A 25,192-nucleotide genomic window follows, 5' to 3' on the forward strand; every position below is an offset into this window, starting at 1 on the left:
CGATGAATGGTGATTTAAAAAAGAGGAAAGAACGTAGGCATAATTTCACAGCGTGGATGCTTGTTGCCCCGGCACTGGCGTTCATGCTGGTTTTTACAGCGTACCCTGTATTAAAGAGCTTGTATTTAAGCGTCATGAAATACAAAATGGGAATGGGGGCGCCGGAGCTTATTGGGCTGGAAAACTATGCAAAGCTGTTTTCATCAAAGCTGTTTTGGAAGGTAATGGGAAATACAGTCTTTTTTGCGCTGATTACCGTACTGCCCAGCATGGCTGTGGGATTGGGCCTTGCCGTTCTGGTAAATAGAAGAAGCCGGACCATCGGTTTTGTAAGAACGGCTTTTTTCTATCCGGTTGTAATGCCAATGATAGCCATAGCCAGTGTCTGGATGTTCATCTATATGGCGAAAAACGGATTGTTTGACCAGATGCTCATAAGCATGGGCTTTCGTCCGTTGAACGTCCTGTCAAAGAAGAGTACGGTGCTGCCTGCCATGGCGTTCATGTACGTATGGAAGGAGGCAGGATATTTGATGGTATTTTTCCTGTCGGGGATCCAGAGCATATCAACAGAGGTCATGGAGGCTGCAAAGATCGACGGGGCCGGAAGCTTAAAAATCTTTAGAAAGATTACCCTGCCATTGCTGGCCCCAACATTCCTTTTTGTATCAACCATTGCCTTTACGAATAGTTTTAAGCTTGTGGATCACGTTGTGATCATGACAGAGGGGGCTCCTAACAATGCCAGCACCCTCCTTCTTTACTACATTTACCAGCAGGGCTTTACGAATTTTAATTATGGAATGTCTTCTGCACTGACCGTTATCATGCTTGTCTTGCTGTTAATTGTGTCACTGCCGAGATTTATAAGCCAGGACAAGAAGATCCATTATAATTAGAGGGGAGAAGGTTATGAAAAACATGAAAAAACTATTAATATCCATTTGTTCCGTACTGCTGGCAACCGCATGGCTGGCTCCCCTGTTTTGGCTTGTGTGCACCGCTTTAACGGAGCCAACGTTTAAGATGACGTTCTTTCCCAATTCCAGGTTTACTCTGGGCAATATCATGTATGTGTGGAATGCCATACCCTTTGGAAGATATTACTTAAATACCCTTTTCCTTGTTGCTGTAACATTTGGCATTCAGTTCGTTACATCTACCCTGGCTGGATATGCCCTTGGTGTTATGGAGTTTAAGGGACAGTATCTGGTGATGGCAGTTATATTTATGCAGATCATTATACCCAATGATGTACTTATAACGCCTAACTTTATGACCTTATCGGAGATGGGGCTAACAGATACAAAGCTGGGCATCATGCTGCCGTTTTATGGAAGCGCCCTGGCAATCTTCCTGTTAAGGCAGCACTTTAAGACCATACCAAGGGCCTTAGCGGAAGCGGCAAGAATTGACGGCGCAAATATATGGCAGACCATATGGCAGGTATATATGCCATGTGCAAAACCGGCATATATGTCATTTGCAGTCATTTCGGTCAGCTATCACTGGAATAATTATCTGTGGCCGTTAATAGTAACAAATTCCCCTGCAAACCGTACTCTGACGGTAGGCCTTGCAATTTTTGCTAAATCCAAGGAAGCTAATATGCAGTGGGCGAATGTCTGTGCTGCTACGTTAATTATCATACTGCCGTTATTAATAGCCTTTTTCATCCTGCAAAGACAGTTTATGAGCAGTTTCATCAGTGCAGGCATCAAGGAGTAGGGGGAGAGGACGATGGAATTACATTTTTTAGGCAGTGGATCAGCATTTTATCCTCTGTATAAAAACACCAGTGCATATTTTGAATTAAACAACGATCTCTATTTGATCGATTGCGGAGAAACTGTATTTGAAGCATTGCTCTCATTGGTTGAACTTGAACAATACAGGGAAATTTACGTTGTGATCACACATCTGCACGCGGATCATGTGGGGAGCCTGGCTTCTTTGATTTCTTATACTTATTGCATGTTGGATAAGAAGCAGGTTACCGTTATTCATCCCAAATCTGCGATTGTCCAGTTATTAAGCCTTATGGGAATCGGAAGGGAGTTTTACCGTTATATAGATGCTTATGACGGCAGCAATGTAGAATTTGAAGCGATCCAGGTTCAGCATGTGGATAATATGGAGTGTTTTGGCTATGTCATAAAAGTAAATGGAGAAACGATTTATTTCAGCGGAGATTCCTCTCATCTGCCTCAAAGAATACTGGAGGATTTTAAAAAGGGGGAAATCAAGACCATTTATCATGACACAAGCACCCATGATTCTGACTATGCAACCCACTGTTATTATGGTAAACTGGAGGCATGGATTCCCCATGAGATGAGAAAGAGGGTATTTTGTATGCATTTAGATTCTGATTGTAGAGAGTTGTTGGAAGGAAAAGGATTTTCCGTAGTAAACGTGGATGGTGATTCGTATGCTGAACCTAGGTGATTTTCAGGAACTGAACGAAATTACAATTACAGTACGTATATGCCTGGCTCTGATAATAGGCGGCATTCTGGGAATGGAGAGAGAAGTCAGGAAGCAGCCGGCCGGATTCCGGACGTATATGCTGGTATGTATGGGATCGGCAGCAGTGATGATGACCAACCAGTATATTTCGCAAACCTTTGGCGGCTCAGACCCCTCAAGGCTTGGTGCGCAGGTGGTCAGCGGGATCGGCTTTTTAGGGGCAGGTACCATCATAGTGACCAGAAATAATCAGGTAAGGGGTTTAACCACTGCCGCCGGATTGTGGGCGGCTGCCTGTGCAGGGCTGGCTGTTGGCATCGGGTTCTACAAGGGGGCAATACTTGTGGGATTGGCTATCAGTCTGATTATGACGGTTTTCCAAAAGGTTGACAGCCGGCTTATGGCAACTTCAAGAATCTTTAATTTGTATATGAACTTCAATGCTGCGGCAAATTTGAATCTGTTTCTGGAAAGCTGCAAAGAAAGGAATATACAAATTATTGATATCCAGGCATTTAAAGCTAAGGGTAAGGGAGAAGACGGTATCATTGTCATGATCACATTGAAAACTGCAAAAAGAGAGCCCCGGGGGAACGTATTGCAGTTTTTAGGTATGGCAGAGGGGCTTAAGTATATGGAGGAATTGTAGTTTTATGGACAAAGAATTACATATTGACAGGAAAGAAATCGAAGAGCTTGTATTTGATACCAGACGCTTTTTTAATGACCAGCGGCTGGCATCAGATGTCCGGTCCAAGGGTCCGGCGGATTACGTCACTCAGGTAGATATCCAGGTTCAAAAGTGGCTGAAAGAAAAACTGGAGGAAAAATATCCCCAGATCCAATTCATGGGAGAAGAGAAGGACAATTCGGACCTGGATTTTAACAGGCCGATGTGGATTGTGGATCCGGTGGATGGAACCACCAACTTACTTCATGATTACAAACAAAGTGCCGTAAGCATAGGCTTATGGGATGGAAAAAGAATAGGGTTAGGAGCTGTATACCTGCCATTCTTAAATGAATTTTTCTGGGCGGCAGAGGGAGAAGGAGCTTTTTTAAACGGCAGCAGAATCCGTGTCAGCAATAATAAAACCCTGGAAGAATCGTTGATCGCTATAGGCACAAGCCCTTATTATAAGGAAAATGCGGAAAGAATCTTTGATATGAGCAGAAGGATTTTTATGAAATGCCAGGATATCCGCCGAGGCGGTTCGGCAGCCATTGACATGGTGTATGTTGCCTGCGGCAGACTGGATGGATATTTTGAAATGAATTTGAATCCCTGGGATTATAGCGGAGCGTATCTGATTGTGAAAGAGGCTGGAGGGATGGTGGCTGAATTTGACGGTTCACCGGTGCAGTTTCGTAAAAAGAGCCATCTCATAGTCAGCAATGGGCATATATGGCATGAGATGCAAAAGGAAATAAATAAATAAAAATTCAAGTGTATAAGCCCCTTCCTGTGGGAGACAAACTGTTTTGCAGCAGGAAGGGGCTTAAGTTATAAAGGGTTAAATAAACAGAAAATACCGTGGCGTGCGGCTCTTGTACTGCAAATACTCATCCCCAAAGGCACGTGGCAAATATGTTTCTTCCTCTAAAATCTGTAAATGCAGCAGCAGGATGCCAATGACCGCAGCGACCAGAAGGATGACGTTTGGCAGTGCGAGTGCAGAACCAAGGTACAGCATGTCAAAGCCCACAAAGGCGGGATTTCTGCTGACTTTGTAAATTCCACTCGTGACAATGGCAGTCTTTTGGCTTTCGTCCACACCTGCCCTCCAGCTGTCACGCATGGAGGTGATAGCCAGGATAAAAAAAATGACTCCGCTTCCTGTAAGCGCGATACCAACCCACCGAATGCTTGCTGGGAATTTAAGAGTAAGTATGAACCGGGGAACAAAAACACTTGCATACTGAATGACTGCAATGCTGTAGGTAGCCGTTAACAGGGCTGTTTCAATCGCAGCCGTTTTAGGAGGTTTGCGGCCCTTTGCCAACCGGTTTGTATGAATGCCCTTTTTCCGGAGAAGTATCTGTTTCATAAAATATCCAATATAAAAACAGGTTATTAATCCAAATACACTGATCTGAAAGATCACTCTATCACCGCCTTAAACGTAGTACTTCAAAGTATACCATGGAACGGTTGAAATGAATATCATAATGTTTTAAGAATAAACAGTTATAGGGTATCAGAGCCCAGGAACAAGCTCTGATACCCTATTGATCTACAATTTTCTGTTAAAGCCCTGGCGCAGAATGTTTATGCCGGAATAAAATCCTATTATTACAAGAAAGATTTCAAGTCTTCCAAGTACCATGCCAAACATTTCGACAATCAGGGTACCGGCACCGGTTGATGGTCCGGTGAGACCAATTGACAGGCCCACAGTACCCAGCGCGGATGCGAACTCAAACATTCCTTCTGTCAGTCCGCAGCCTGCAGTAACCGTAGTAAGCAGTGATCCTGTTATGAATAATCCCATATAACAGACTGCAAATCCTGTTGTGTCTGCTGCAAGGGAGGAGTCAATAGGTGTTTTGCCCTGTGCTTTTCCATAAACGGGGGCTTCTACATTGCGGGTGGGAGAAAGCCTCTTGCGTATATCCAGGGCAGCCAGCCGCAGCATGATGTAAACCCGGGATAATTTTAATCCTCCTGCCGTGGAACCCATGCCGCCGCCGATGATCATCATCAGAATGAGTATGCCTATAGCTGCAGGCGGCCATGATGTGTAGCTCATGGTGGAATAACCGGTAGTGGAAAGGGCAGAAACGATATCAAATGACGACTTGCGCAAGCCCTGGGCAAAGCTGATGCCAAGACCATGTGAGAGGGATATCGCTGTAAGCGGCACAAATATGAGTAAAAGCAGGAACATAAACCGGACCTCGCTGACACCAATGAACTGCCGCCATTTCCGTTTTGCAAGCAGCAGCAACGCAGCAAAGTTGGTGGTTCCGGTCAGCATCAGGAAAATGGTAATGATCTCTATGGAAAAACTGTTATATTCTCCTATACTGTTGAGCCGTGTTGAAAAACCGCCGGTTGACAGTGCACACATGGTGTGCATGATGGCATCAAACAGTTCCATTCCGGCAATCCGGTATGCAGCCGTCCCTGCAATCAGGAGGCAGCTGTACATGGCAAATACCGTCTGCGCCGTTTTTTTAAGGTTTGGCATGAGCTTATCTGGGTGCCCCTCCGCGGTAAACAAATTCATCGACTGCTTCCCCGATACGAACATGACCATCATCATCACAAACCCTAGACCGCCGCAAAACTGCATGAAACTCCGGTGAAACAAAAATATTTTAGGTGTTACCGTAACGTCCATCACGGAAAGTCCTGTTGTCGTCCAGCCGCTTACAGACTCAAACAAAGCCTGTAAAATGGTTAACTGCCGACTGATGACAAATGGAACGGCACCTACAAAAATACCCCAAAACCATGCAAATAATACGGTAAGACTGCTGCGCTGTATGGAGGATCTCCATTCAAGTCCGCCGTCCCCATCCTGTTTTCCGAACAAACAGAGAATCGCCCCGAGTATCATTGACCCGGCTGCAGGAATAAGGAAAGACAGCATATAGATGATGTCACCGGGATAAAAGGGCAGAACGGTCAGGGGGGCGGCTACCAGCACGCCTACAAGCAGCATAAGTCTCCCGCAGCTTGAACAATCGGAAAATGTTCGATTCATAAGTATCACCTTCCGGTCAATCCTTTGACCGCAGCAATTTCCTGGCCGCTGCTGGATATTAACACCAGCACATCGCCGGCAAGTATCCTCGTATCGCCGCGGGGGATCATGGCCGTGTTGCTTCGCAGGATGCATCCAATGATTACTTCCTTTGGCAGATCGATTTCCCAGATTTTTTTGCCAACTACCGGAGCGCTGCCGGTAATAGGCACTTCTGCGATTTGGATCCGTCCTTCTCCAATGGGGACAATATTTGCCATTTCATCAACAAATGCCTGCTGTTCGATGATGCTTGTCACGGCAGAAATGGCGCATACCACACTGTCAATGCCCATTTTATAGAAGAAGTCAGTTTTCTTCGGATCGGACACCAATGCAACAGTTTTTTTTATGTGGAAACGTTTTTTGCACAGTTCACAAACCACAAGATTGTCTTCATCCTTTGATGTCAGTGCAATTGCAATGTCATAAGCAGCAGCATCTGCGTCTTCTAAAACAAATGGCTTAGTCCCATCGCCGTAGATGACGGATAGTTTTTTAATTTCTGCCAGCTTCAGGCAGTCATCATAGATATCATTAATAGCGGTCACCTGATACCCACGCTTAATCAGTGAAAGAGCGAGAGATTTTGATTTACTTCTGCCGCCCACAAGCAGGACCTTCTTTTTCATTTTGTTTCCTCCTTAAGCTCACAGGCTGTTTTATCCATTTTTTCCGTGCTGCCTGTTTTGAGAAGCATTTTATCTATCTCCTTTGCAGACAAAATGGCCGGACAGATGGTGTCAATGCCGAATTCGCGGTATACACATTCCCGCTCAGGATCATACAGCCGGGCAATAACACGGTTGACCTTAAATATTTCCCGGGCGATCTGGGCAATCATCACATTGACATTATCATTATTCGTGACGACCACAAGAACGTCTGCCTTATCGATCTGCGCTTCCTGCAGAACGTCAAAATCAGTACCGTCACCGGCAACGGACAGCCCCCCGAAAGACGGTGAGAGTTTGCGGAAGGCCTCCTTATTCTTGTCAATGATAAGAACGTTTCCACTCTCCTCTGACAGAGTATTTGCAAGGTTGGCACCTAACCTTCCACATCCAACGATTATGAAATACTCAGATAAATTCTTAGATGAAACCAGTTTCATATTCATTTCCTCCTGTCCACATATCCGATGCTCTGTGCATCGGATCCTTTTGTATAATCAACCTGATGTTCTTCCGGACAATCGCTTTCGTCATAAGCAGTCCGGCCCCTGGAAAAGAATGTTCCGTAGCTGTCCAGATTTTGCCGCGCCGGCAAGTAGGAGGGGGCCAATGCCCAGGCAGCGCGGAAGTGTTTCATGGCCGCTATATGATCCCCCTCTTTTTCAAGAATCACACCAAACAGATTATGCGGCTCTGCGGCATGAGGGTATTTTCCCATTGCGTCAGATATAAGACGCTCACATTCCCTGTATTCCCCTGTGAGTGCAAGCCTTCGGACAGAAGTACAAAGCGCGTTCAGCTCTTTTTTGTTTTCAGATATTTCCAGCTCTTTCATGATCAGGCCTCCTTTGATGCCTCTTTCCTCTTTGCATGATTATCATATCGTGGATCCCGTGACCGTGGTGTGAGAGGCTGGGGCGTCCTGTGAGAAAGCTGTGAGAAAAATTAATAATTACAAAATAAAAAGACCGTCTCGGAAACCGGGACGGTCTTTTTATTCTTTCTTATTCATCTACAAGCCGGTAGCCAACTCCTATCTCAGTAAGAATGTATCTTGGTTTCGCCGGAGTCGGTTCAATCTTTCGACGAAGTCCGGCCATGAGTGCCCGAAGCGCCTGAGTATCAGTTCCGTACCCCACGCCGTAGATTTCTTTTAAAATGTACTGGGTAGTCAGCACCTTGCCTGGATTCTTTAAAAAAAGTGTCAGTAAATGATATTCAAGAGGGGTGACATGGAGTTGGTCACCTTCCAGGGATACAATACGTTTTTCCAGGTCAATGGAAAGACCTCCCACGGATAGAATTGTCTGTGCCTTAGTGACACCGATTTTGTATAAATGGCGTAATGCAACCCGGATCCGGGCCATCAGCTCTGTCGCAGAAAATGGTTTTGTCAGATAATCGTCTGCGCCGCTGTCCAGAGCTGCCGCCTTTTCCTTATCCTGATCCCGGGCTGATACAACGATGATAGGCATTTCTGACCATTCCCGTACCTTTTTAATAACCTCCATGCCGTCAAAATCTGGCAGGCCAAGATCAAGGAGCATTAGGTCGATCTGGTGAGAGACAAGAATGGATAGGGCGTTTTGTGCCGTACTTGCCGTAGTATAGGGAAAGCCTTCCTGCTTTAGGGCATAGCAGATAAAATTTCGAATTTGGGTATCATCCTCAACAACCAGGATAGTTTCATTTTTACTAGTCATTACTCTCAGCCTCCAATGGCAGGGTAAAGGTAAACTCCGCACCGCCATTCTTTCTGTTTTTTGCAGATATAGTCCCGCCGTGAGCCTTAACTATGGATTCGCATATTGCAAGTCCTAGGCCTACGCCCCTCTGTGAATCCGCCTCTTTTCCATGAGTCGTATAAAACATTTGAAAAATATGGGACATATCCACTGAAGCGATTCCTGTGCCCCGGTCGGCGACAGTGAACACAGCTGCTCCTTCTTCTGCATTTTCTCTTACCGTTACAGCGATTTCCCCTGCCGGCGGTGTGTGCTTTATGGCGTTATCCAAAAGATTCACAAGAACCTGGTCTATCAGCTTTGCATCCATAGGAACCAGCATCACGGAATCTGGGATGTGCACCGTGATTTCCCGCTCTGGTGCCCGTTTTCCAATGGCCATCACCGCAACACCGATCACTTCCTCAACCGCTTCCATCTGCTTGTTCAGTACAAGTCTGCTATCCTGCAGACGGGTCAGGCCTAATATATTTTCCACAAGTGAGTGGAGCCAGTCGGCATCTTTGTAAATGCCTTCTGCTAACGCATAACGGCTATCCTCCGGGTCTGTCATACCCATAAGCATTTCACTTGTTCCCATAATACCGGAAAGAGGGGTGCGCAGGTCGTGGGAAATGGCGCGGAGCAGATTGCTGCGATAACGTTCCTGAGCGATTTCTTCCTTGGAATTGATCCGTTCCTGAGCGCTTCTGAAACTGTCCATAGCAAGCGCGGCGCTTTCCAACATGGAACGGAGTAGACGCAGCTGGGCATCGCTCATTTGTTCCGCTGCTTCATTGGGAATCCGTAATATGCCAAGTATCGCCTCCCGGCCGTAAATGGGCCAGTCATAAAATTCTGTTCCTACTTCATAAGCTGTCTTCAGGTTTTCCATGCGGCGGCGGAGGGCTTCCTTGTCATCCACGTTCCGGCGTAGCTGTTCATTTGTATTTTTCTGTTGGATAAAGCTCTGTTCCGGTTGGCCGTTTTCATCAAAACAAAGGCAGGCGGCATGGCAGTTCAAAATATCACTGATGGTTTTAACGGTGATCGCTGCAATGTCGGAAATATCTGCTGCATCGGATAAATGGCTCGTCAGCTGGTACAGGGCACTGGCTTCTGCCTCTTTTTCCCGCGCCTCCAATGCATTTTGCTTTACTTTTGTAGTCAAGGCACTTGTGATAATGGAAGTAACGGTCATGATTCCAAAGGTGATAAAATAGGTGGGGTCATTAACTGAAAGTGTAAAATACGGTTCGGTAAAAAAATAATTGAACATACAAGTCGCTATGACTGTGGCAGCAATGCCATAGGCATATCCTCTTGTAAACCGTGCCGTCAGCAAAACGGACAAAATATAAACAACAACAATATTTGTTTCAGGAAAGCGAAGAAAGCGGAACATCCAGCAGATACCCGTAGCCGCTGCTATAAAAAGAAAGATGGTAAGAACATAACTGCGATGCTCACCCCGATTATTTTCTGCCATTTTTACCGCCTCCTTGCGATGCATGCCTGTAACAGGCCTTTTATTTGCATATGTACCGCTGATCATGGTTTCCGGGCGTACATATGTTTCATCCTTCCCATAACTGATTCATATAATTATAATTGTCTGAATAAATAATTGCAACAGCAAAACCATTCATTGCTGATTCGTCAGGTTGGGAGTATAATGCATATATGAGAAAATCTGTTTTTTACATCACCGGCTGGCTGCAATAGAAGATAGGAACAGGAAAGGAAGTGTCATATGACAGAATATAAAGATAAACAGGAATTGATAGATGAAATCTCAAAACGGGCGGAGCTATTCATTGAAGAATTTTCCCACATCCGGGAAGCTGACAAGGATAAACCATTGGATGGTGTGGACAGGACGCCGGCGCAGATGGTGGCCTATCAATTAGGGTGGCTGAACCTCCTTCTTTTCTGGGAAGAGCTAGAGCAGCAGGGAAGTACAGTTATCACCCCTCATCCTGATTATAAATGGAATAACCTGGGTGGCTTGTATGAGAGCTTTTACAGGCAATACGAATCATGCAGTTTACAGGAATTATGTACCATGTTTAACGAAACGGTTCAAAAAGTTATGAATATGACAGAAAGTTACTCAGATGATGAGCTTTTTCAGCCCGGAGGCAGGAGGTGGGCTGCTTCTACTCCTTCCAATTGGCCGATCTGGAAATGGATCCACATCAATACGGTAGCTCCTTTTCAGTCATTTAGAAGTAAAATCAGAAAATGGAAGAAGCTGTCACCGGTCTCTCTGTATGGGCGGGCTGAGGAAAAACAGCACCAGTCCTAGCAGAATCGTAGCAATCCCCGCTCCCTGCTGAAAGGAGATTGCTTCATTTAAAATAAAATAAGCCAGAATACATGTACCAATGGTTTCGCCTAAAATGCTCATGGATATAACGGTTGCAGGAATCCACTTTAACAGCCAATTAAAAATAAACTGACCAAATACAGTTGATATAAGAGCTAATCCCCCAAAGGCCATCCAGGTGGCTGCAGGATAGCCGGAAAATGAGCTGCGCTCCATTATTGCACAGCATCCCAGGAAAACGGAACTGCTTAAATAACTTATGACGGAGTAAGGAACCGCGGATAATTCCTTTCTAATTGCCTGGCCGATAAAAAAGTAGATGCTGATAAATCCTGCCGCCAGGAATGCCAGCAGATCCCCAAACAGGGCCTGGGAGCTTATTTGAAAATCTCCCCATCCGATCAGAAAGCAGCCGGCAATGGCGATCAGGCAGCCTCCGATGGCCAACTTATGGAAACGCTCTTTTAGAAAAATAAATCCGATGGCAATAGAGAATAGGGGCTGCAGTGTTACAATTACGGTGGAGCTCGCCACTGACGTATGTCTTAATGATTCAAACCACAGCATATAATGGGCGGATAAAAGCAGTCCTGACAAAATCCCCAGTGTCCATTGCTTTTTCGAAAGGGACATCAGTTGACGCTTGTTTTCCTTGCTGGTCAGTAAAAATGGCAAAAGGAGCAAAGCGGCAAAAAATAACCGGAAAAATGCCGTTATGGCGGAGGGGGCATTTGCCAGGCGCACGAAAATAGCGGAAGTGGAAAGGGAAAAGACACCGAAAAGAAGAGCCAGGTACAGTCCAATATTCGTTTTCAAAGTTATTCTCCTATGTTGTAAGATAAAATTTAAATGGAATCAAATGCATTAGTTATTATAGTATGATCATTTGGGAAAAGCCAGCTTTATTTCACAATTCCGGAAGATAGATTAAATCCAAATATGGAGGGCTGCTGAATCGGCAACATTATGAAAGAATACCTGTGGAATATTTGAAGGTTAAATGGTATAATGGAAATAACAAATGATAAGGAGCAGAAACAAAGTTATATGGATAAATTTCAAGCATTAAAGCACTATTTCGGCTACGACAGTTTCCGGGAGGGGCAGGAAATTCTTATCGACAGTATTTTGTCCGGAAAAGACGCCCTGGGAATCATGCCCACCGGTTCCGGAAAATCCCTGTGCTTCCAAATTCCAGCTCTTATGATGGAAGGAATCACACTGGTTATTTCTCCCCTGATCTCCCTCATGAAGGACCAGGTAACAACACTCAATCAAGCAGGTATTCATGCCGCTTATCTTAACAGTTCTTTGACTGCAAGTCAGTATTATAAGGCCCTGGCCTATGCGCGGGAAGGGCGATACCCCATTATTTATGTAGCACCGGAACGTCTTGTGACGGATGAATTTCTGGATTTTGCATTAAGTACAAATATTTCTATGGTAGCGGTGGATGAAGCTCACTGTGTATCCCAGTGGGGACAGGATTTCAGACCCAGCTATTTAAAAATCGTGGATTTTATTGACAGGCTTCCAAAACGTCCGGTCATCAGCGCATTTACGGCCACTGCTACCGAAGAAGTCCGTGAAGATGTCATTGATATTCTCATGCTCAGAGAGCCTGCCGTGGTGTCTACGGGATATGACAGACCCAATCTTTATCTGGGAGTTCAGTCTCCTAAGGATAAGTATGCTACATTAAAGAACTATGTGGAATGCCACCCGGATCAATGCGGGATTATTTACTGTCTGACCAGAAAGCTGGTGGAAGAGGTATGTGACCGGCTGAATCAAGAGGGATTTTCGGCAACCAGGTACCACGCCGGGTTAAGCGATGAGGAGCGGAGGAAGAACCAGGAGGACTTTATCTTTGATAGAAGCCGGATCATGGTGGCAACCAATGCTTTTGGCATGGGAATCGATAAATCCAATGTACGGTTTGTTATCCATTACAACATGCCGAAGAACCTGGAGTCCTACTATCAGGAAGTGGGCCGGTGCTCCAGAGACGGAGAGCCGGGGGAATGCATTCTGTTATACAATGGTCAGGATGTCGTGACTAATCAGATATTTATTGACAATAACCAGGATAATCAGGAGCTGGATTCCCTTACCCGCCAGATGGTCATGGAGCGGGATCGTGAACGGCTTAAGAAGATGACCTTTTACTCCTTTACCAACGAATGCCTCAGGGACTACATCCTGCGGTACTTTGGGGAGTATGGGGAAAATTACTGCGGCAACTGTTCCAACTGCTTAAGCCAGTTTGAAACAGTGGATGTGACGGATATTACAAAAGAACTGGTGGGATGCGTAAAGGCAAGCAGGCAGAGGTATGGAACTGCGGTCATTATCGATACGGTACATGGAGCCAATACGGCAAAGATCAGAAACTACCGGATGAATGAGAATCCTCATTATGGAAATCTGGCAAAGGTTCCTGCCTATAAGCTTCGGCAGGTGATGAACCATTTATTTTTAAACGATTGGTTAGCCATAACCAATGATGAATACGCCATTGTTAAGCTGACAGAGAAATCAAAGGCGGTACTGGAAGATGGTGAATCCGTGATCATGAAGATGGCTAAGGAACAGGAACCTGTGGAGAAGGTTAAGAGCGGAAAGAAGATAAAGAAATCAAGTGCATCTGCACTGGAATTGACAGAAGGGGAGGCTGCTTTGTTTGAAACTCTAAGGGCGCTTCGGATGGTAATTGCCAAAGAGGAAAAAGTACCGCCCTATATTGTATTCTCCGATAAAACCCTGGTACATATGTCCGTGAAGAAACCGAAGACAAAGGAAGAGATGCTGTCAGTTTCCGGGGTAGGAGAATTTAAGTTCGAGAAATATGGTGAGAGGTTTTTAGCGGTTTTTTTGTAATGGCCCCAAGACCACGGGCAGGAAAGAGGAAATATGAAGATTTTTCATTTATCTGATTTGCATATCGGAAAACAGTTAAACGGCTACAGTTTAAAAGAAAACCAGGAAAAAGTCCTAAATCAGATTGTGGATTATGCAGCGGCCCAGCAACCGGATGCTGTACTGATCTGCGGCGATATTTATGATAAAACGGCTCCTTCCGGTGAGGCATATACCATGTTTGGCAATTTCCTGGAAGCCCTTTCCGGAATAAAGCCAGAGATCACGGTCCTGATCATTGCAGGAAACCATGATTCGCCGGAACGTCTGTCCTATGCCTCGGCCTTTCTGGAACGGCATCGCATTCATTTATCCGTGTTCCCGCCCAGGAGCCAGGAGGAGTACTTAAAAAAGGTGATATTACGGGATGAAAATGGTCCGGTGAATTTCTACCTCCTGCCCTTTTTAAAACCTGGGTATGTCAGGCAGCTTTTTCTTGACAATCAGCCGGAGGGATACGAAAGTGCCATAAGAGCTGTACTGGAGAGAGAAACCATCGATGCCGGAGAGCGAAACATCCTTTTATCCCATCAATTTTACGCAGCAGGCAATAAAGACCCGGAAACCTGTGAGTCAGAGCAGGCGGTCATCATGGCGGGCGGTTTGGACCGGGTAGATGCCTCTGTTCTTTCTGACTTTGATTACATAGCTCTGGGACATCTCCACGGTTCCCAAAAGGTGGGCAAGGCTTTTATTCGATACTGCGGGACTCCCTATAAATATTCCGTCAGCGAAGAAAACCATAAAAAATCAGTCACTGTGGTGAATATAGGTAAAAAAGGAGACGAACCGGAGCTTGAATTCCTTCCGCTCAATGGAATCCAGGATGTGAGGCGGGAAATAGGAACCTTGTCTGAAATTCTTAAAAGAGCCTCAGAAGAAAAACGCCATGATTATGTCAGCGTCACGCTCACCGATGAAGAGGAGCCTTACCGGGTCAGAGAACGCTTAGAAGAGGTGTTTGATCATTTACTGGAGCTTCGGGTGGATAATGAGCGCACCAGGCAAAAGCGTCTGGAAGAGGGAGAGACCGTACCGGTTCTTAAACCTTTGGAGGCATTTCGGCAGTTTTTCAAGGCGGTAAGAGGGGAAGAGATGACAATGGAGGAAGAACAGGCCATGGAGCGTATCGTACAGGAAGCAAAGGAGGAAGAGGGATTATGAAGCCATTGCAGTTGACCATGTCCGCTTTTGGTTCCTATGGAGGAAAGGAAACCGTGGATTTTGAAAAAATCGGTCACGGAATTTTCCTTATTACAGGAGATACGGGAGCAGGAAAGACCACCATTTTTGATGCCGTTTCATTTGCCCTGTTCGGGGAAACAAGCGGACAGAAGCGGGAGCCTTCCATGATGCGCAGCCAGTATGCGGCAGAAGACCAGGAAACTTATGTTTCCCTGAAATTCTCTGAAGGGGGTGAGAGGTATGAAATTACAAGAAGCCCCTCCTATACAAGGATCAGTAAAAGAAGAAATAAAAATGGAGAATATTCTGCAGTCCCTGTTCCGGCAAAGGCCTCCCTCCTCTTGCCCGATGGATCAGAGTACCCAGGCAGCCTTCGGGATATCAACCAGAAGATCCAGGAAATTGTAGGTGTGGACTTAAACCAGTTCTCGCAAATCGCCATGATTGCCCAGGGAGATTATTTAAGGCTTCTTCATGCATCTTCCAGAGAACGGAAAGAGATATTCTCCAGGATCTTTAACACCGGGATTTACAGCCGCATCCAGTTGAAATTAAAAGAGCAGAACAATTTTTTTTATGACAGTCTGGAGAACAACCGCAGGTTATGTTTTCATGAACTGGAAAATGTAGTACTTTTGGATGAAAGCACTTATCAGCAATCATGGCGGGAGCTTTTAGATTTTAAGGAGACAAGGACAGAGGAGATTAAGAATCTTTTAGGTTCCATTCTGGCAGAGATAAAGAAAAAAGAACAGGAGCTTTGTGAAGAACGGGACCATAGGGGAAAGCTTCTTTCAGAAGTGGAAGGGCAGTTAAGCCGGGCCCAGGAAGTGAACCGTCTCTTTGACGGCCTTATGCAGGCAAAGGCCAGGCTGGATATTCTGGAAGGCCAGAAGGAACAATGGCTGGAGATAGAAGAGCAATTAAAGGAAGCCATCCGGGCAGAAAAGGCAAAAGGCCCGGAGAACCAGTTCTTAGGTAAAAAAAGAGAATATGAGGCAGCCATAAAGAGGACCCAACAGCTTAAAAAGGAATTGGAGGAGATAACCCTTGCTCTTGCATCTGCAGAAAAGGTGGCTAAGGAAACCAGGGAGGCCTCCCAGGGAGAAGTTCCCAAGCTGTCAGTTTTCATCGAACGGTTAAATGAGTCCATGCCGCTCTATGGCCGCTGGAAAACCATGGAGAGATCTTCCCTTGATAAGAAAAGAGAGGAAGAGGAGGCCGGACAGTACTTCCATAGAATTGAGGCCGGACTGATCCGGTTAAAGGAGCGCCTGGCTGCAAACGAAACAAGGCAGGAAAAGCTGGAAAAAGGGGCAAGGAGTCTGCTGGAAATAAGACAGAGAAAAACTGTGCTCCTGGAGCGGCAGCAGGCCATGGAAAACCTTGAGAAAGCAGCTAAGGCAGGGGAGGCGGCAGATTTAAAACGAGAGGAATACCAGGAAGCGGTTATATGCGCCCAGAAAGATTACGAACAGGCGGAAGCGCACTATAATGACAGGTTTCGTGAGTTTCTGGCGTTGCAGGCTGGAATTATGGCTAAGGAGCTGGCAGATGGAGTCCCCTGTCCTGTCTGCGGTTCTGTCCATCATCCTCTGAAGGCAGAGCTGATAGAGGATGCTGTCACCCAGGAAGAGGTGGAGCAGGCAAAGAAGGCCAGAAATCAGGCAGAGGAACGGCGATCCCAGGCCGTTCAAGCTGCCGTCAGGGCCTTGGAGGTCTGCCGTCACTTAAAGGAGCTGCTGGAGGGAGAGGAAGAAAAATGGTTTGGGACTTCTTTCCCTCAGGATCAGCTTCGTGTCCGTCTGTATGACGAAAGAGAACGGGCCGGCATGCTTTTGCAGGAAGTGGAAAAGGAAGAACAGGAGGCATTGGAGTCTGACCGCCTTCTTAAGAAGCTTCTGGAAGAGAGGAAAGCGGACCGGGGGAAACTTGAGGAACTGGAACATAAAAAAGAAGAGACAATGAACAATTGGCAGCAGAAACAGCTGGACAGGGCAGCTGCTGTTGCAGAGGCGGTTCACATAAAGAAGCTTCTTCCGTACCCAGAGGAAGAGGAAGCCATGGGGAAGCTGGCTGGTTTCAAAAAAAGGAAAGAGGAGCTTTTAAGAGCAGAGGAGCAGGCGGATAAACGATTCCAGTATATCTTAGTGAAAGAAAAGGAAGGGAAAGGCCGCCTGGTTTCGGAAGAGGAAAACAAAGAGACGCGAAGGCTTGCACTTGAGCAGGCAGATGCCGCGTTCCAATCCGCCTTGGTGGAGCTGGGATTTATAAAAGAAGAGGATTACCATAAGGCAAAGCGGGCGCCGGAAATTGTAAGGCAGTGGGAGCAGGAAACAGGGAATTATGAAAAGGAACTGTTAAAGGCCCGCACCGTTTATGGCCAGTTTAAGGAGCAGACAAAGGGGCGCGAAAGGATAGAAACGGAGCAATGGAAAGGACAGGCGGAAGCTCTTAAGGACGAACAGAAACAGTTGCAGACCAGGGTGGCAAGGGTCACGGCCATTGGCAGCAGGGCTCTTCAGGCTGCCCAAAATCTGGAGCGGCTGTGGAAGGAGAGAGAGCAGCTGGAAGAGAAGTACCGTCTGTACCATACCCTGTTTCAGACAGCCAACGGGAAAATGGCAGGCTCCGTCAGCCTGGACTTTCAGACCTATGTCCAGAGGCAGTACTTTAACCAGATGATCCATGCGGCTAACAAACGGCTTGACGTTATGACAGACGGCCAGTTCCTGCTCCAGTGCAGGGATTTGGAAACACTTGGAAAGCAGGGGGAGGTAGGCCTGGATTTGGATGTGTACAGTATGGCAACGGATAAGGTACGTGATGTTAAAACACTTTCCGGCGGAGAATCCTTCATGGCAGCTCTTGCCATGGCTCTTGGTATGACGGATATCATCCAGCGCACGGCAGGGAATGTGAGTATGGATGCTCTTTTCATTGACGAAGGTTTTGGTTCTCTGGATGAGGAATCCAGGCTTAAGGCAGTCCGCATCCTTCAGGAGCTGGCCGGGGGGCACAGACTGATCGGGATTGTTTCCCATGTGACGGAATTAAAGGAACAGATCGGAAAGAAGCTTCTGGTGAAAAAAACAGAAAAAGGAAGCAGGATTTTGTGGGATTTAGATATCCTTCCTGATGGTTTATGACATGGTAATGGAAGCCTTGTTTGGTCTGGTATGTTCCCGGTTTGTTTACGGTCTGGTTTCCATGAAAAATAAGCTTGGGAGAACCTTTGGTGATCCGGTTAAAAAAACAACCATTGTAAGTATCTTTCTGGCAATATTGTTTATTCTATTGGGAATGGGAAGATAATCCGGTCTGGAACGAATTTGATTTCAGCCGGTTTCCATGCCTCTGTTTGCAATCGGTAAAAGCCTTGGCGCGACTGTTGCAGGAATTCTGGGATTACCCTTGACTTTGCTGCCGCAATGGGATATGCCGAGGTTTTGGCTATTCTTATCTGCCATATTTTTTGTGGTCTGCAGCATTGCATATCTATTTAATGGAGACAGATCCATATAGACGTCTTAAATGAAATTATTTAACTTAAGATTTTTTGAAAAATAAATCAATGGATGAATCGGGTATTTTGCTCTATAATAAATAGAGCCACGAAACAAGATTAACATACAGAAAGGAAGATACCATGTTAAACTGCGAAAGAACCAGTGTTATGAACATAGAAAATGCCATTCGGGGTGCAAGAAATCCCATGAATAGCTGGGACCGGATGGACAGCGGATATAATGAGAAGGGTGAATACATCCTTGGACCCAATGATCTCGGCCTTGCAAAGCGGCTGAGAAAAGCAGGAAGCGACCACCGCAAATACATCCGCCAGATCCTGGTATCTGTGGATATTACGGCGCCGATTTACTGGTGGAAAGAATACGATACCTACAAAGTGGCTACTGTGGCCAATTCCACCAGTACCATGCATAAGATTCACAGCAAGCCCTTTGAACTGGAGGATTTCAGCCATGACCATATGTCGGAAGGAACGTTGGTTTTTATGGAAACTGTGGTGTCTGAATTGGAAAAGATCCGTCTGCGCTACATAGAGAATAAAAAGAAAGAGGACTGGTATGATCTGATTCAGCTCCTTCCATCCAGCTATAACCAGATGAGGACATGCACCTTAAATTATGAAACCCTGATCAATATTTACTTTGCAAGGCGCAGCCACAAGCTGGAAGAATGGCATGACTTCTGCCGGTGGATCGAATCACTTCCTTATGCAAAAGAACTGATCATTGGAGAAGAATAAAGGAAAAGGAGGGGTTGACCTATGAATATCATTGTTGCAGTGGATAAAAACTGGTCCATCGGCAATCAGGGCCAGCTTCTTGTTTCCATCCCAGAGGATAAAAAGCTGTTCCGGGAGGAAACCATGGGGAAGGTGATCGTCATGGGACGAAAGACACTTGAGAGCCTTCCTGGAAAGCAGCCGCTCTATGGAAGAATCAACATCGTATTGACCAGGGATCCGGATTATAAAGTAAAGGGAGCAGTTGTCTGCCACAGCCTTCCAGAGGCCCTTAAAGAGCTTGGTAATTATCCGGAGGAGGATTGCTTTATCATAGGCGGGCAAAGTATTTACGAACAGTTTTTCCCATATTGTAAAACGGCCCATGTGACTTATATTGACTATATGTACAGTGCCGATACACATTTCACCAATCTGGACCAGGATCCGACATGGGAAATGGCGGCGGAAAGCGATGAACAGACTTATTTTGATTTATGCTATACGTTCCGCATGTATCAGAGGAAAGGTTAAATTCAGGAGCTTTTCAGCCTTTCGCCTGTGAATTAACTGGATATACAAGCATATCCAGTTGCTTCATCAGGATACAAAATCTGTAAGATTATAGGCAAAATACGACCGAATCTATAAATTTTTATTGATATTTTTTTAATAAATGTTGTCAGTGCCATATAAAAATGGTAATATGATACGAGTACTATTTCACCTGATCGTTGGGGAAGGCATCAGGAAAGGTGTACAGGTATATTCACGAAGACATTAGGAGGATGAAGATGTATAGGATTTTAAAAGCAGAGATGTTAGCTGACAAGATCTATCTGATGGATGTGGAAGCACCTCGGATTGCCAAAGCCTGCCAGCCTGGAGAATTTGTTATTGTCAAGATGGATGACAGAGGGGAGAGAATTCCCCTGACCATTTGTAATTATGATCGTGAGAAGGGAAGCATTACCATTGTATTCCAAACCGTTGGTGCAAGCACGGAAAAGATGGCTGTTTTAAAGGCAGGAGACAGCTTTGCAGATGTGGTGGGTCCTTTGGGCAATGCATCTGAATTCGTACACGAAGATATAGAAGAGCTGAAGAAAAAGAAATATTTATTTGTGGCCGGCGGTGTTGGAACTGCTCCTGTTTATCCCCAGGTAAAATGGATGAAAGAGCACGGCATTGACGTGGATGTCATCGTAGGGGCAAAGACTAAGGACTTATTGATTCTGGAAGATGCCATGAGAGAGCAGGCCGGAAATTTATATATAACCACAGATGACGGCTCTTATGAAAGAAAGGGCCTGGTAACTGAGGTAATCAAAGACCTGGTTCTGAACCAGGGTAAGAAATACGATGTGTGCGTAGCCATCGGACCGATGATCATGATGAAGTTCGCCTGCCTTATGACCAAGGAGCTTGGTATTCCTACGGTTGTAAGCTTAAACCCGGTCATGGTAGACGGAACCGGCATGTGCGGTGCCTGCCGTGTTACGGTCGGCGGTGAAGTGAAATTTGCCTGTGTAGACGGACCGGAGTTTGACGGCCATCTGGTTAATTTTGATGAGGCCATGAAGCGCCAGATGATGTATAAATCAGAAGAAGGGCGCGCGGTTTTAAAAGAGAGTGAGGGCGATACTCATCACGGCGGCTGCGGATTGTGTGGAGGTAACGAGTAATGGATGTATTAAAGAAAGTACCAGTAAGAGAACAAGACCCTAAGGTAAGAGCGACGAACTTTGAAGAGGTTTGTCTTGGATATAATGAGGAAGAAGCAAAAGAAGAAGCCAGCCGCTGCATTAACTGCAAAAACCCCAAATGTGTAGCAGGCTGCCCGGTATCCATTAATATTCCCGGTTTTATTAAAGAAGTGGAAAAAGGAAACCATGAAGAGGCTGCCAGGATTATTGCTGAGTCCTCTGCACTACCAGCTGTCTGTGGCCGGGTATGCCCCCAGGAGAGCCAGTGCGAAGGCCAGTGTATCCGAGGAATCAAGGGAGAACCCATTTCTATCGGAAAGCTGGAGCGTTTTGTGGCGGACTATTCCAGAGAGTACGGTTTCGTACCGGCTGCCCCGGAAAAGACCAATGGCAAGAAGGTAGCCGTCATCGGTTCCGGTCCTTCCGGTTTAACCTGTGCCGGTGACCTGGCTAAAATGGGCTATGAAGTTACTATTTTTGAAGCTCTTCATGAACCGGGCGGCGTATTGACCTATGGCATTCCGGAATTCCGTCTTCCAAAGGAAGGTGTGGTTCAGCCGGAGATTGACAACGTAAGAAAGCTTGGCGTTAAGATTGAAACAAATGTGATCATCGGCAAGTCCGTGACCATTGACGAGCTTTTGGATGAAGAAGGATTCCAGGCCATATTCATCGGTTCTGGAGCAGGTCTTCCTATGTTCATGGGAATTCCGGGAGAGAACGCAAACGGCGTATTCTCTGCCAACGAATATTTAACCAGAAGCAACCTGATGAAAGCGTTCCGCAGTGATTATGATACCCCTATCGTAGCAGGCAAGAGGGTTGCAGTGGTAGGCGGCGGAAACGTTGCCATGGATGCAGCCAGGACGGCCCTTCGTCTTGGCGCAGAGGTACACGTTGTATATAGAAGAAGTGAGGCGGAGCTTCCGGCAAGAGCGGAAGAAGTTCACCACGCAAAGGAAGAGGGAATCATTTTCAACCTTTTATCCAACCCGATAGAAATTCTCACCGATGATAAAGGCTGGGTAAATGGAATGAAATGCATTAAAATGGAGCTTGGAGAGCCGGATGCTTCCGGCAGAAGAAGACCTGTTGAGATAGAGGGATCTGAATTCGTCATTGATGTAGATACCGTTATCATGTCATTAGGAACTTCACCGAATCCGCTTATATCCAATACAACTAAAGGACTGGATATCAATAAGCGTAAATGTATCATTGCTGAGGAATCTACAGGAAAGACCAGCAAGGAAGGCGTTTACGCCGGAGGAGATGCGGTAACAGGAGCTGCAACCGTTATTCTGGCTATGGAGGCCGGACGGGCTGGAGCAAGAGGCATTGATGAATACCTTTCTTCTAAGGAATAATCCAGATAGTAAGAAATGAAAGGGCTGCCAGTTCACTGGCGGCCCTTTTGAAAGGTCGTTACATTATTTATGAATAAAAAAATTGATTTATTAAATGGACATATTTTTACATCATTGACCGGCCTGGCCCTTCCCATCATGGTCACGGCCCTGGTGCAGATGGCTTATAATCTGACGGATATGGCCTGGATCGGGTTCGTCGGTTCCCCGGCTGTCGCCGCGGTCGGCGCAGGGGGCATGTATGTCTGGCTCTCCCAGGGCGTTGTTGCTCTGGCAAAAATGGGCGGCCAGGTAAAGGTAGCTCATGCGCTTGGAAAGGGAGACAGGAAGGATGCGGCAGTCTATGCTTCCGGCTCGGTTCAGATGGGGCTTTTGTTTGCACTGCTGTATGGAGTGGTGACGTTTTTCGGGGCAAAGCCTTTGATCGCCTTTTTTGGGTTAAATAATGTTTTTGTTGCATATAATGCCCAGGTTTATTTAAGGATTACCTGTGGATTGATTGTATTTTCCTTTATGAATTCGATTATTACCGGGATCATGACAGCGATGGGCGACAGCAAAACACCGCTGCTTGCGAATTTTATCGGCCTGGTTTTGAATATGGTACTGGATCCTGTCCTGATTTTTGGGGTGGGTCCGATCAAGGGCTTAGGAGTAGCGGGGGCGGCTATTGCCACGGTCATGGCCCAGGCAGTGGTTACCGCAGTATTCCTCATTGCCATTCGAAAGGACCAGGTGCTGTTTGATAAGGTGAAGGTGTTTCATAAGGTCCCCTGGGATTATATGAAAGCCATGATCCGGATCGGTTTCCCTGCTTCCGTTCAGAACCTTATTTATACCAGCATTTCCATGATTCTGACCCGGTTTGTGACCGGATTTGGAGATATTGCTGTGGCGGTGCTGCGGGTGGGCGGACAGATCGAATCCATATCGTGGATGACGGCAGATGGATTTGCAGCCGCCATTAATTCCTTTGTGGGCCAAAATTATGGAGCAGGTCAGTATGGAAGAGTGAAAAAGGGCTATTTTACGGCAATCGGAGTCATGTTTGTCTGGGGATTGTTCTGCTCAGCTCTTCTGATCGGCCTTCCCGAGCATATATTCGGGTTATTCATCCATGAACCAGAAGTTATTCCAATGGGAGTACGCTATCTTGTGATCCTGGGCTTTTGCCAGATGTTCATGTGCATTGAACTGACAACAGTAGGGGCGCTCTCCGGTCTTGGCAGGACTCTTCTCTGCTCGGTCATCAGCGTTTTATTTACTTCCGCCAGGATACCTCTTGCCATGATTTTAAGCAGCACAGCCCTTGGGCTTGACGGAATCTGGTGGGCTTTTACCATTTCAAGTATCATCAAGGGGATTCTATTCTTCATATCCTTCCTTGTGGTGGCAGGAAAGCTGCCACAGGATAAACACCAGGCCCGGCTGGAAGCGGAACTTGAATAGCTAACCCGAAGTTCATTTGGCAGTATCTTACAATTATCAAAATTTTCCAAAAAAGACTTGAATTTCACCATGGTTATACGTTAACATATAAGGTAGAAAAAAGGGGAAAAGGAACTGACGATGAAACGAAAAATGCAGAATATGTATGAAAGAAACAGGAAAATGATTAAAAAGCTTCTCTGCGGCCTGTTGGTAAGTGCAATGGTCTGCGGCCAGACTGTTCCCGCCTGGGCCACGTCAAAAGCAGAAAAAGAAAAGCAGGAAGCGCAAAAGAAACTGGAAGAGGCAAATAAAAAAGCCCAGGAAGCGGAAGGCAAAAAGAGTGCTGCCCAGAATCAGGTATCGAAGCTGACTTCTGATCTGACTGCTCTTTTGGCAGATATCAAAGTTCTGGAAAGTGATATGGCCAGCAAGGAAGCAGAGATCAAGCAGGCAGAACTGGACTATGCAGCGGCTAAGAAAGAGGAAGAAAAGCAGTACTCTTCCATGAAGAAGCGAATCCAGTACATGTATGAGAAGGGGGATACAGAATATCTGGATATTTTCCTTCAGGTAAAGAACATGTCTGATCTTCTTAATAAGGCGGAATACGTAGAAGGAATTTATACATATGACCGGAACATGCTGATCACTTACCAGGAGACAAAGCAGAAGGTGGCCGATTATAAGTCTGACCTGGAAGAGGACAAGGCTGAGATGGAAGTCATGGAGCTGGAGTACAAGGAACAGCAATCTGCACTTGAGACACTGATCTCCACGAAGAAAAAAGAAGTTTCCAATTTCGACAGCCAGCTTGCACAAGCCAAGCAGGATGCGGCGGTTTATGCTCAGACGGTTGCAAAGAAGAATGAGGAGATCCGCAAGGCGAAAGAAGAGGAGGCCAGAAAGAAGGCAGCCGAAGAAGCCAGGAAAAAGGCGGAGGAAGATGCCAGAAAGAAAGCTGCGGCTAACACCAGCTCAAAACCCAAGTCATCCAATGCCAACAACAAGTACACCGGACCGTCTGCCTCCAAAAGTAGCGGGGGATCAGCGGAGGGGCGTGCGGTTGCGGATTACGGACTTCAGTTTGTGGGGAACCCCTATGTATTTGGAGGTACCAGCCTGACGAATGGTACGGACTGCTCCGGGTTTGTACTGTCTGTGTACAAGAAATTCGGCTACTCCCTGCCAAGAAGCTCTTCGGAGCAGCGCTCTGCAGGGCGTGAGGTATCCTATTCTGAAGCCCAGCCGGGAGACCTGATCTGCTATGCAGGCCATATAGGAATTTATATCGGCAATGGACAAATTGTACATGCCAGCTCCCCGTCGACCGGAATTAAGGTAGGAAATGCCACCTACCGGACGATTCTATCCGTCAGAAGAATTGTATAGG

24 protein-coding genes are annotated in these 25,192 nt (G+C 46.2%); 16 read left to right on the forward strand and 8 right to left on the reverse strand.

Features of this window, described 5'->3' with window-relative positions; genetic code table 11:
- Positions 1-2 precede the first annotated feature (2 nt).
- The 5 genes from H171_RS02475 to H171_RS02495 are packed head-to-tail and all read left to right on the forward strand — an operon-like array spanning position 3 to position 3,908.
- Positions 3-899: a carbohydrate ABC transporter permease gene (locus tag H171_RS02475; protein WP_100303732.1), complete on the forward strand. Its 897-nt coding sequence runs from the start codon at positions 3-5 to the stop codon at positions 897-899.
- A 13-nt stretch (positions 900-912) separates the two neighbouring features.
- Positions 913-1,728, forward strand: a complete 816-nt coding sequence (locus H171_RS02480) for a carbohydrate ABC transporter permease (RefSeq protein WP_100303733.1) — start codon at positions 913-915, stop codon at positions 1,726-1,728.
- A gap of 12 nt (positions 1,729-1,740) precedes the next feature.
- Positions 1,741-2,448, forward strand: a complete 708-nt coding sequence (locus H171_RS02485) for an MBL fold metallo-hydrolase (protein WP_100303734.1) — start codon at positions 1,741-1,743, stop codon at positions 2,446-2,448.
- Entirely contained in the window at positions 2,432-3,118 is a 687-nt protein-coding gene (locus H171_RS02490; protein WP_092244766.1) for an MgtC/SapB family protein, read from the forward strand. The genes H171_RS02485 and H171_RS02490 overlap by 17 nt, the downstream gene beginning before the upstream one ends.
- Before the next feature lie 4 nt (positions 3,119-3,122).
- Positions 3,123-3,908 carry an inositol monophosphatase family protein gene (locus H171_RS02495; protein ID WP_100303735.1) on the forward strand — a complete coding sequence of 262 codons (786 nt, stop codon included), beginning with the start codon at positions 3,123-3,125 and terminating at the stop codon, positions 3,906-3,908.
- A 75-nt stretch (positions 3,909-3,983) separates the two neighbouring features.
- Here H171_RS02495 and H171_RS02500 read toward each other — a convergent pair whose 3' ends face one another.
- From H171_RS02500 to H171_RS02530, 7 genes are all read right to left on the reverse strand, one after another.
- Positions 3,984-4,517: a methyltransferase family protein gene (locus H171_RS02500; protein WP_157803097.1), complete on the reverse strand. Its 534-nt coding sequence runs from the start codon at positions 4,515-4,517 to the stop codon at positions 3,984-3,986.
- 186 nt (positions 4,518-4,703) lie between these two features.
- Positions 4,704-6,179: a TrkH family potassium uptake protein gene (locus H171_RS02505; RefSeq protein ID WP_100303737.1), complete on the reverse strand. Its 1,476-nt coding sequence runs from the start codon at positions 6,177-6,179 to the stop codon at positions 4,704-4,706.
- Between the two features lie 5 nt (positions 6,180-6,184).
- Entirely contained in the window at positions 6,185-6,850 is a 666-nt protein-coding gene (locus H171_RS02510) for a potassium channel family protein (RefSeq protein WP_100303738.1), read from the reverse strand.
- Positions 6,847-7,332 carry a potassium channel family protein gene (locus tag H171_RS02515; protein WP_100303739.1) on the reverse strand — a complete coding sequence of 162 codons (486 nt, stop codon included), beginning with the start codon at positions 7,330-7,332 and terminating at the stop codon, positions 6,847-6,849. The genes H171_RS02510 and H171_RS02515 overlap by 4 nt, the downstream gene beginning before the upstream one ends.
- Before the next feature lie 2 nt (positions 7,333-7,334).
- Positions 7,335-7,727: a hypothetical protein gene (locus tag H171_RS02520; RefSeq protein ID WP_100303740.1), complete on the reverse strand. Its 393-nt coding sequence runs from the start codon at positions 7,725-7,727 to the stop codon at positions 7,335-7,337.
- Positions 7,728-7,896: 169 nt separating this feature from the next.
- Positions 7,897-8,595, reverse strand: coding sequence for a response regulator (locus H171_RS02525; protein WP_100303741.1), 699 nt, complete (start codon positions 8,593-8,595; stop codon positions 7,897-7,899).
- Positions 8,588-10,105, reverse strand: a complete 1,518-nt coding sequence (locus H171_RS02530; protein ID WP_100303742.1) for a DUF4118 domain-containing protein — start codon at positions 10,103-10,105, stop codon at positions 8,588-8,590. Before H171_RS02530 ends, H171_RS02525 begins: the two co-directional genes overlap by 8 nt.
- A gap of 264 nt (positions 10,106-10,369) precedes the next feature.
- Here H171_RS02530 and H171_RS02535 point away from each other — a divergent pair, with 264 nt between their 5' ends.
- Positions 10,370-10,924: a ClbS/DfsB family four-helix bundle protein gene (locus H171_RS02535; RefSeq protein WP_100303743.1), complete on the forward strand. Its 555-nt coding sequence runs from the start codon at positions 10,370-10,372 to the stop codon at positions 10,922-10,924.
- On the opposite strand, the gene H171_RS02540 is transcribed toward H171_RS02535, so the two are convergent.
- Positions 10,874-11,761 (reverse strand): DMT family transporter, encoded by an 888-nt coding sequence (locus H171_RS02540; protein WP_100303744.1) that lies wholly within the window; start codon positions 11,759-11,761, stop codon positions 10,874-10,876. The two genes, H171_RS02535 and H171_RS02540, sit on opposite strands and share 51 nt — an antisense overlap.
- Before the next feature lie 231 nt (positions 11,762-11,992).
- On the opposite strand from H171_RS02540, the gene recQ reads away from it, so the two are divergent.
- The 10 genes from recQ (at position 11,993) to H171_RS02590 (ending at position 25,191) form a co-directional block, all read left to right on the forward strand.
- A complete protein-coding gene (gene recQ / locus H171_RS02545) occupies positions 11,993-13,825 on the forward strand; it encodes a DNA helicase RecQ (protein ID WP_100307395.1) in 1,833 nt (610 codons plus the stop codon).
- Positions 13,826-13,858: 33 nt separating this feature from the next.
- Positions 13,859-15,028: an exonuclease SbcCD subunit D gene (locus H171_RS02550; protein ID WP_100303745.1), complete on the forward strand. Its 1,170-nt coding sequence runs from the start codon at positions 13,859-13,861 to the stop codon at positions 15,026-15,028.
- The gene (locus H171_RS02555; protein ID WP_100303746.1) at positions 15,025-18,198 is read left to right on the forward strand and encodes an SbcC/MukB-like Walker B domain-containing protein; all 3,174 of its coding nucleotides are present in this window, start codon (positions 15,025-15,027) and stop codon (positions 18,196-18,198) included. The genes H171_RS02550 and H171_RS02555 overlap by 4 nt, the downstream gene beginning before the upstream one ends.
- The gene (locus H171_RS24015) at positions 18,188-18,364 is read left to right on the forward strand and encodes a hypothetical protein (RefSeq protein WP_157803098.1); all 177 of its coding nucleotides are present in this window, start codon (positions 18,188-18,190) and stop codon (positions 18,362-18,364) included. The genes H171_RS02555 and H171_RS24015 overlap by 11 nt, the downstream gene beginning before the upstream one ends.
- A 334-nt stretch (positions 18,365-18,698) precedes the next feature.
- A complete protein-coding gene (locus H171_RS02565; protein ID WP_100303748.1) occupies positions 18,699-19,319 on the forward strand; it encodes a hypothetical protein in 621 nt (206 codons plus the stop codon).
- 21 nt (positions 19,320-19,340) lie between these two features.
- Positions 19,341-19,832 carry a dihydrofolate reductase gene (locus tag H171_RS02570; RefSeq protein ID WP_100303749.1) on the forward strand — a complete coding sequence of 164 codons (492 nt, stop codon included), beginning with the start codon at positions 19,341-19,343 and terminating at the stop codon, positions 19,830-19,832.
- 260 nt (positions 19,833-20,092) lie between these two features.
- Positions 20,093-20,983 carry a sulfide/dihydroorotate dehydrogenase-like FAD/NAD-binding protein gene (locus H171_RS02575; RefSeq protein WP_100303750.1) on the forward strand — a complete coding sequence of 297 codons (891 nt, stop codon included), beginning with the start codon at positions 20,093-20,095 and terminating at the stop codon, positions 20,981-20,983.
- Positions 20,983-22,371, forward strand: a complete 1,389-nt coding sequence (gene gltA, locus H171_RS02580; protein ID WP_100303751.1) for an NADPH-dependent glutamate synthase — start codon at positions 20,983-20,985, stop codon at positions 22,369-22,371. The genes H171_RS02575 and gltA overlap by 1 nt, the downstream gene beginning before the upstream one ends.
- Before the next feature lie 69 nt (positions 22,372-22,440).
- Complete coding sequence (locus H171_RS02585; RefSeq protein WP_100303752.1) at positions 22,441-23,820, forward strand: MATE family efflux transporter; 1,380 nt, start codon at positions 22,441-22,443, stop codon at positions 23,818-23,820.
- Between the two features lie 120 nt (positions 23,821-23,940).
- Positions 23,941-25,191 carry a C40 family peptidase gene (locus tag H171_RS02590; RefSeq protein ID WP_100303753.1) on the forward strand — a complete coding sequence of 417 codons (1,251 nt, stop codon included), beginning with the start codon at positions 23,941-23,943 and terminating at the stop codon, positions 25,189-25,191.
- Position 25,192 lies beyond the last annotated feature (1 nt).

It is taken from the genome of [Clostridium] celerecrescens 18A (genome assembly GCF_002797975.1).
In the GTDB taxonomy this organism is placed as follows: Bacteria; Bacillota; Clostridia; order Lachnospirales; family Lachnospiraceae; genus Lacrimispora; species Lacrimispora celerecrescens.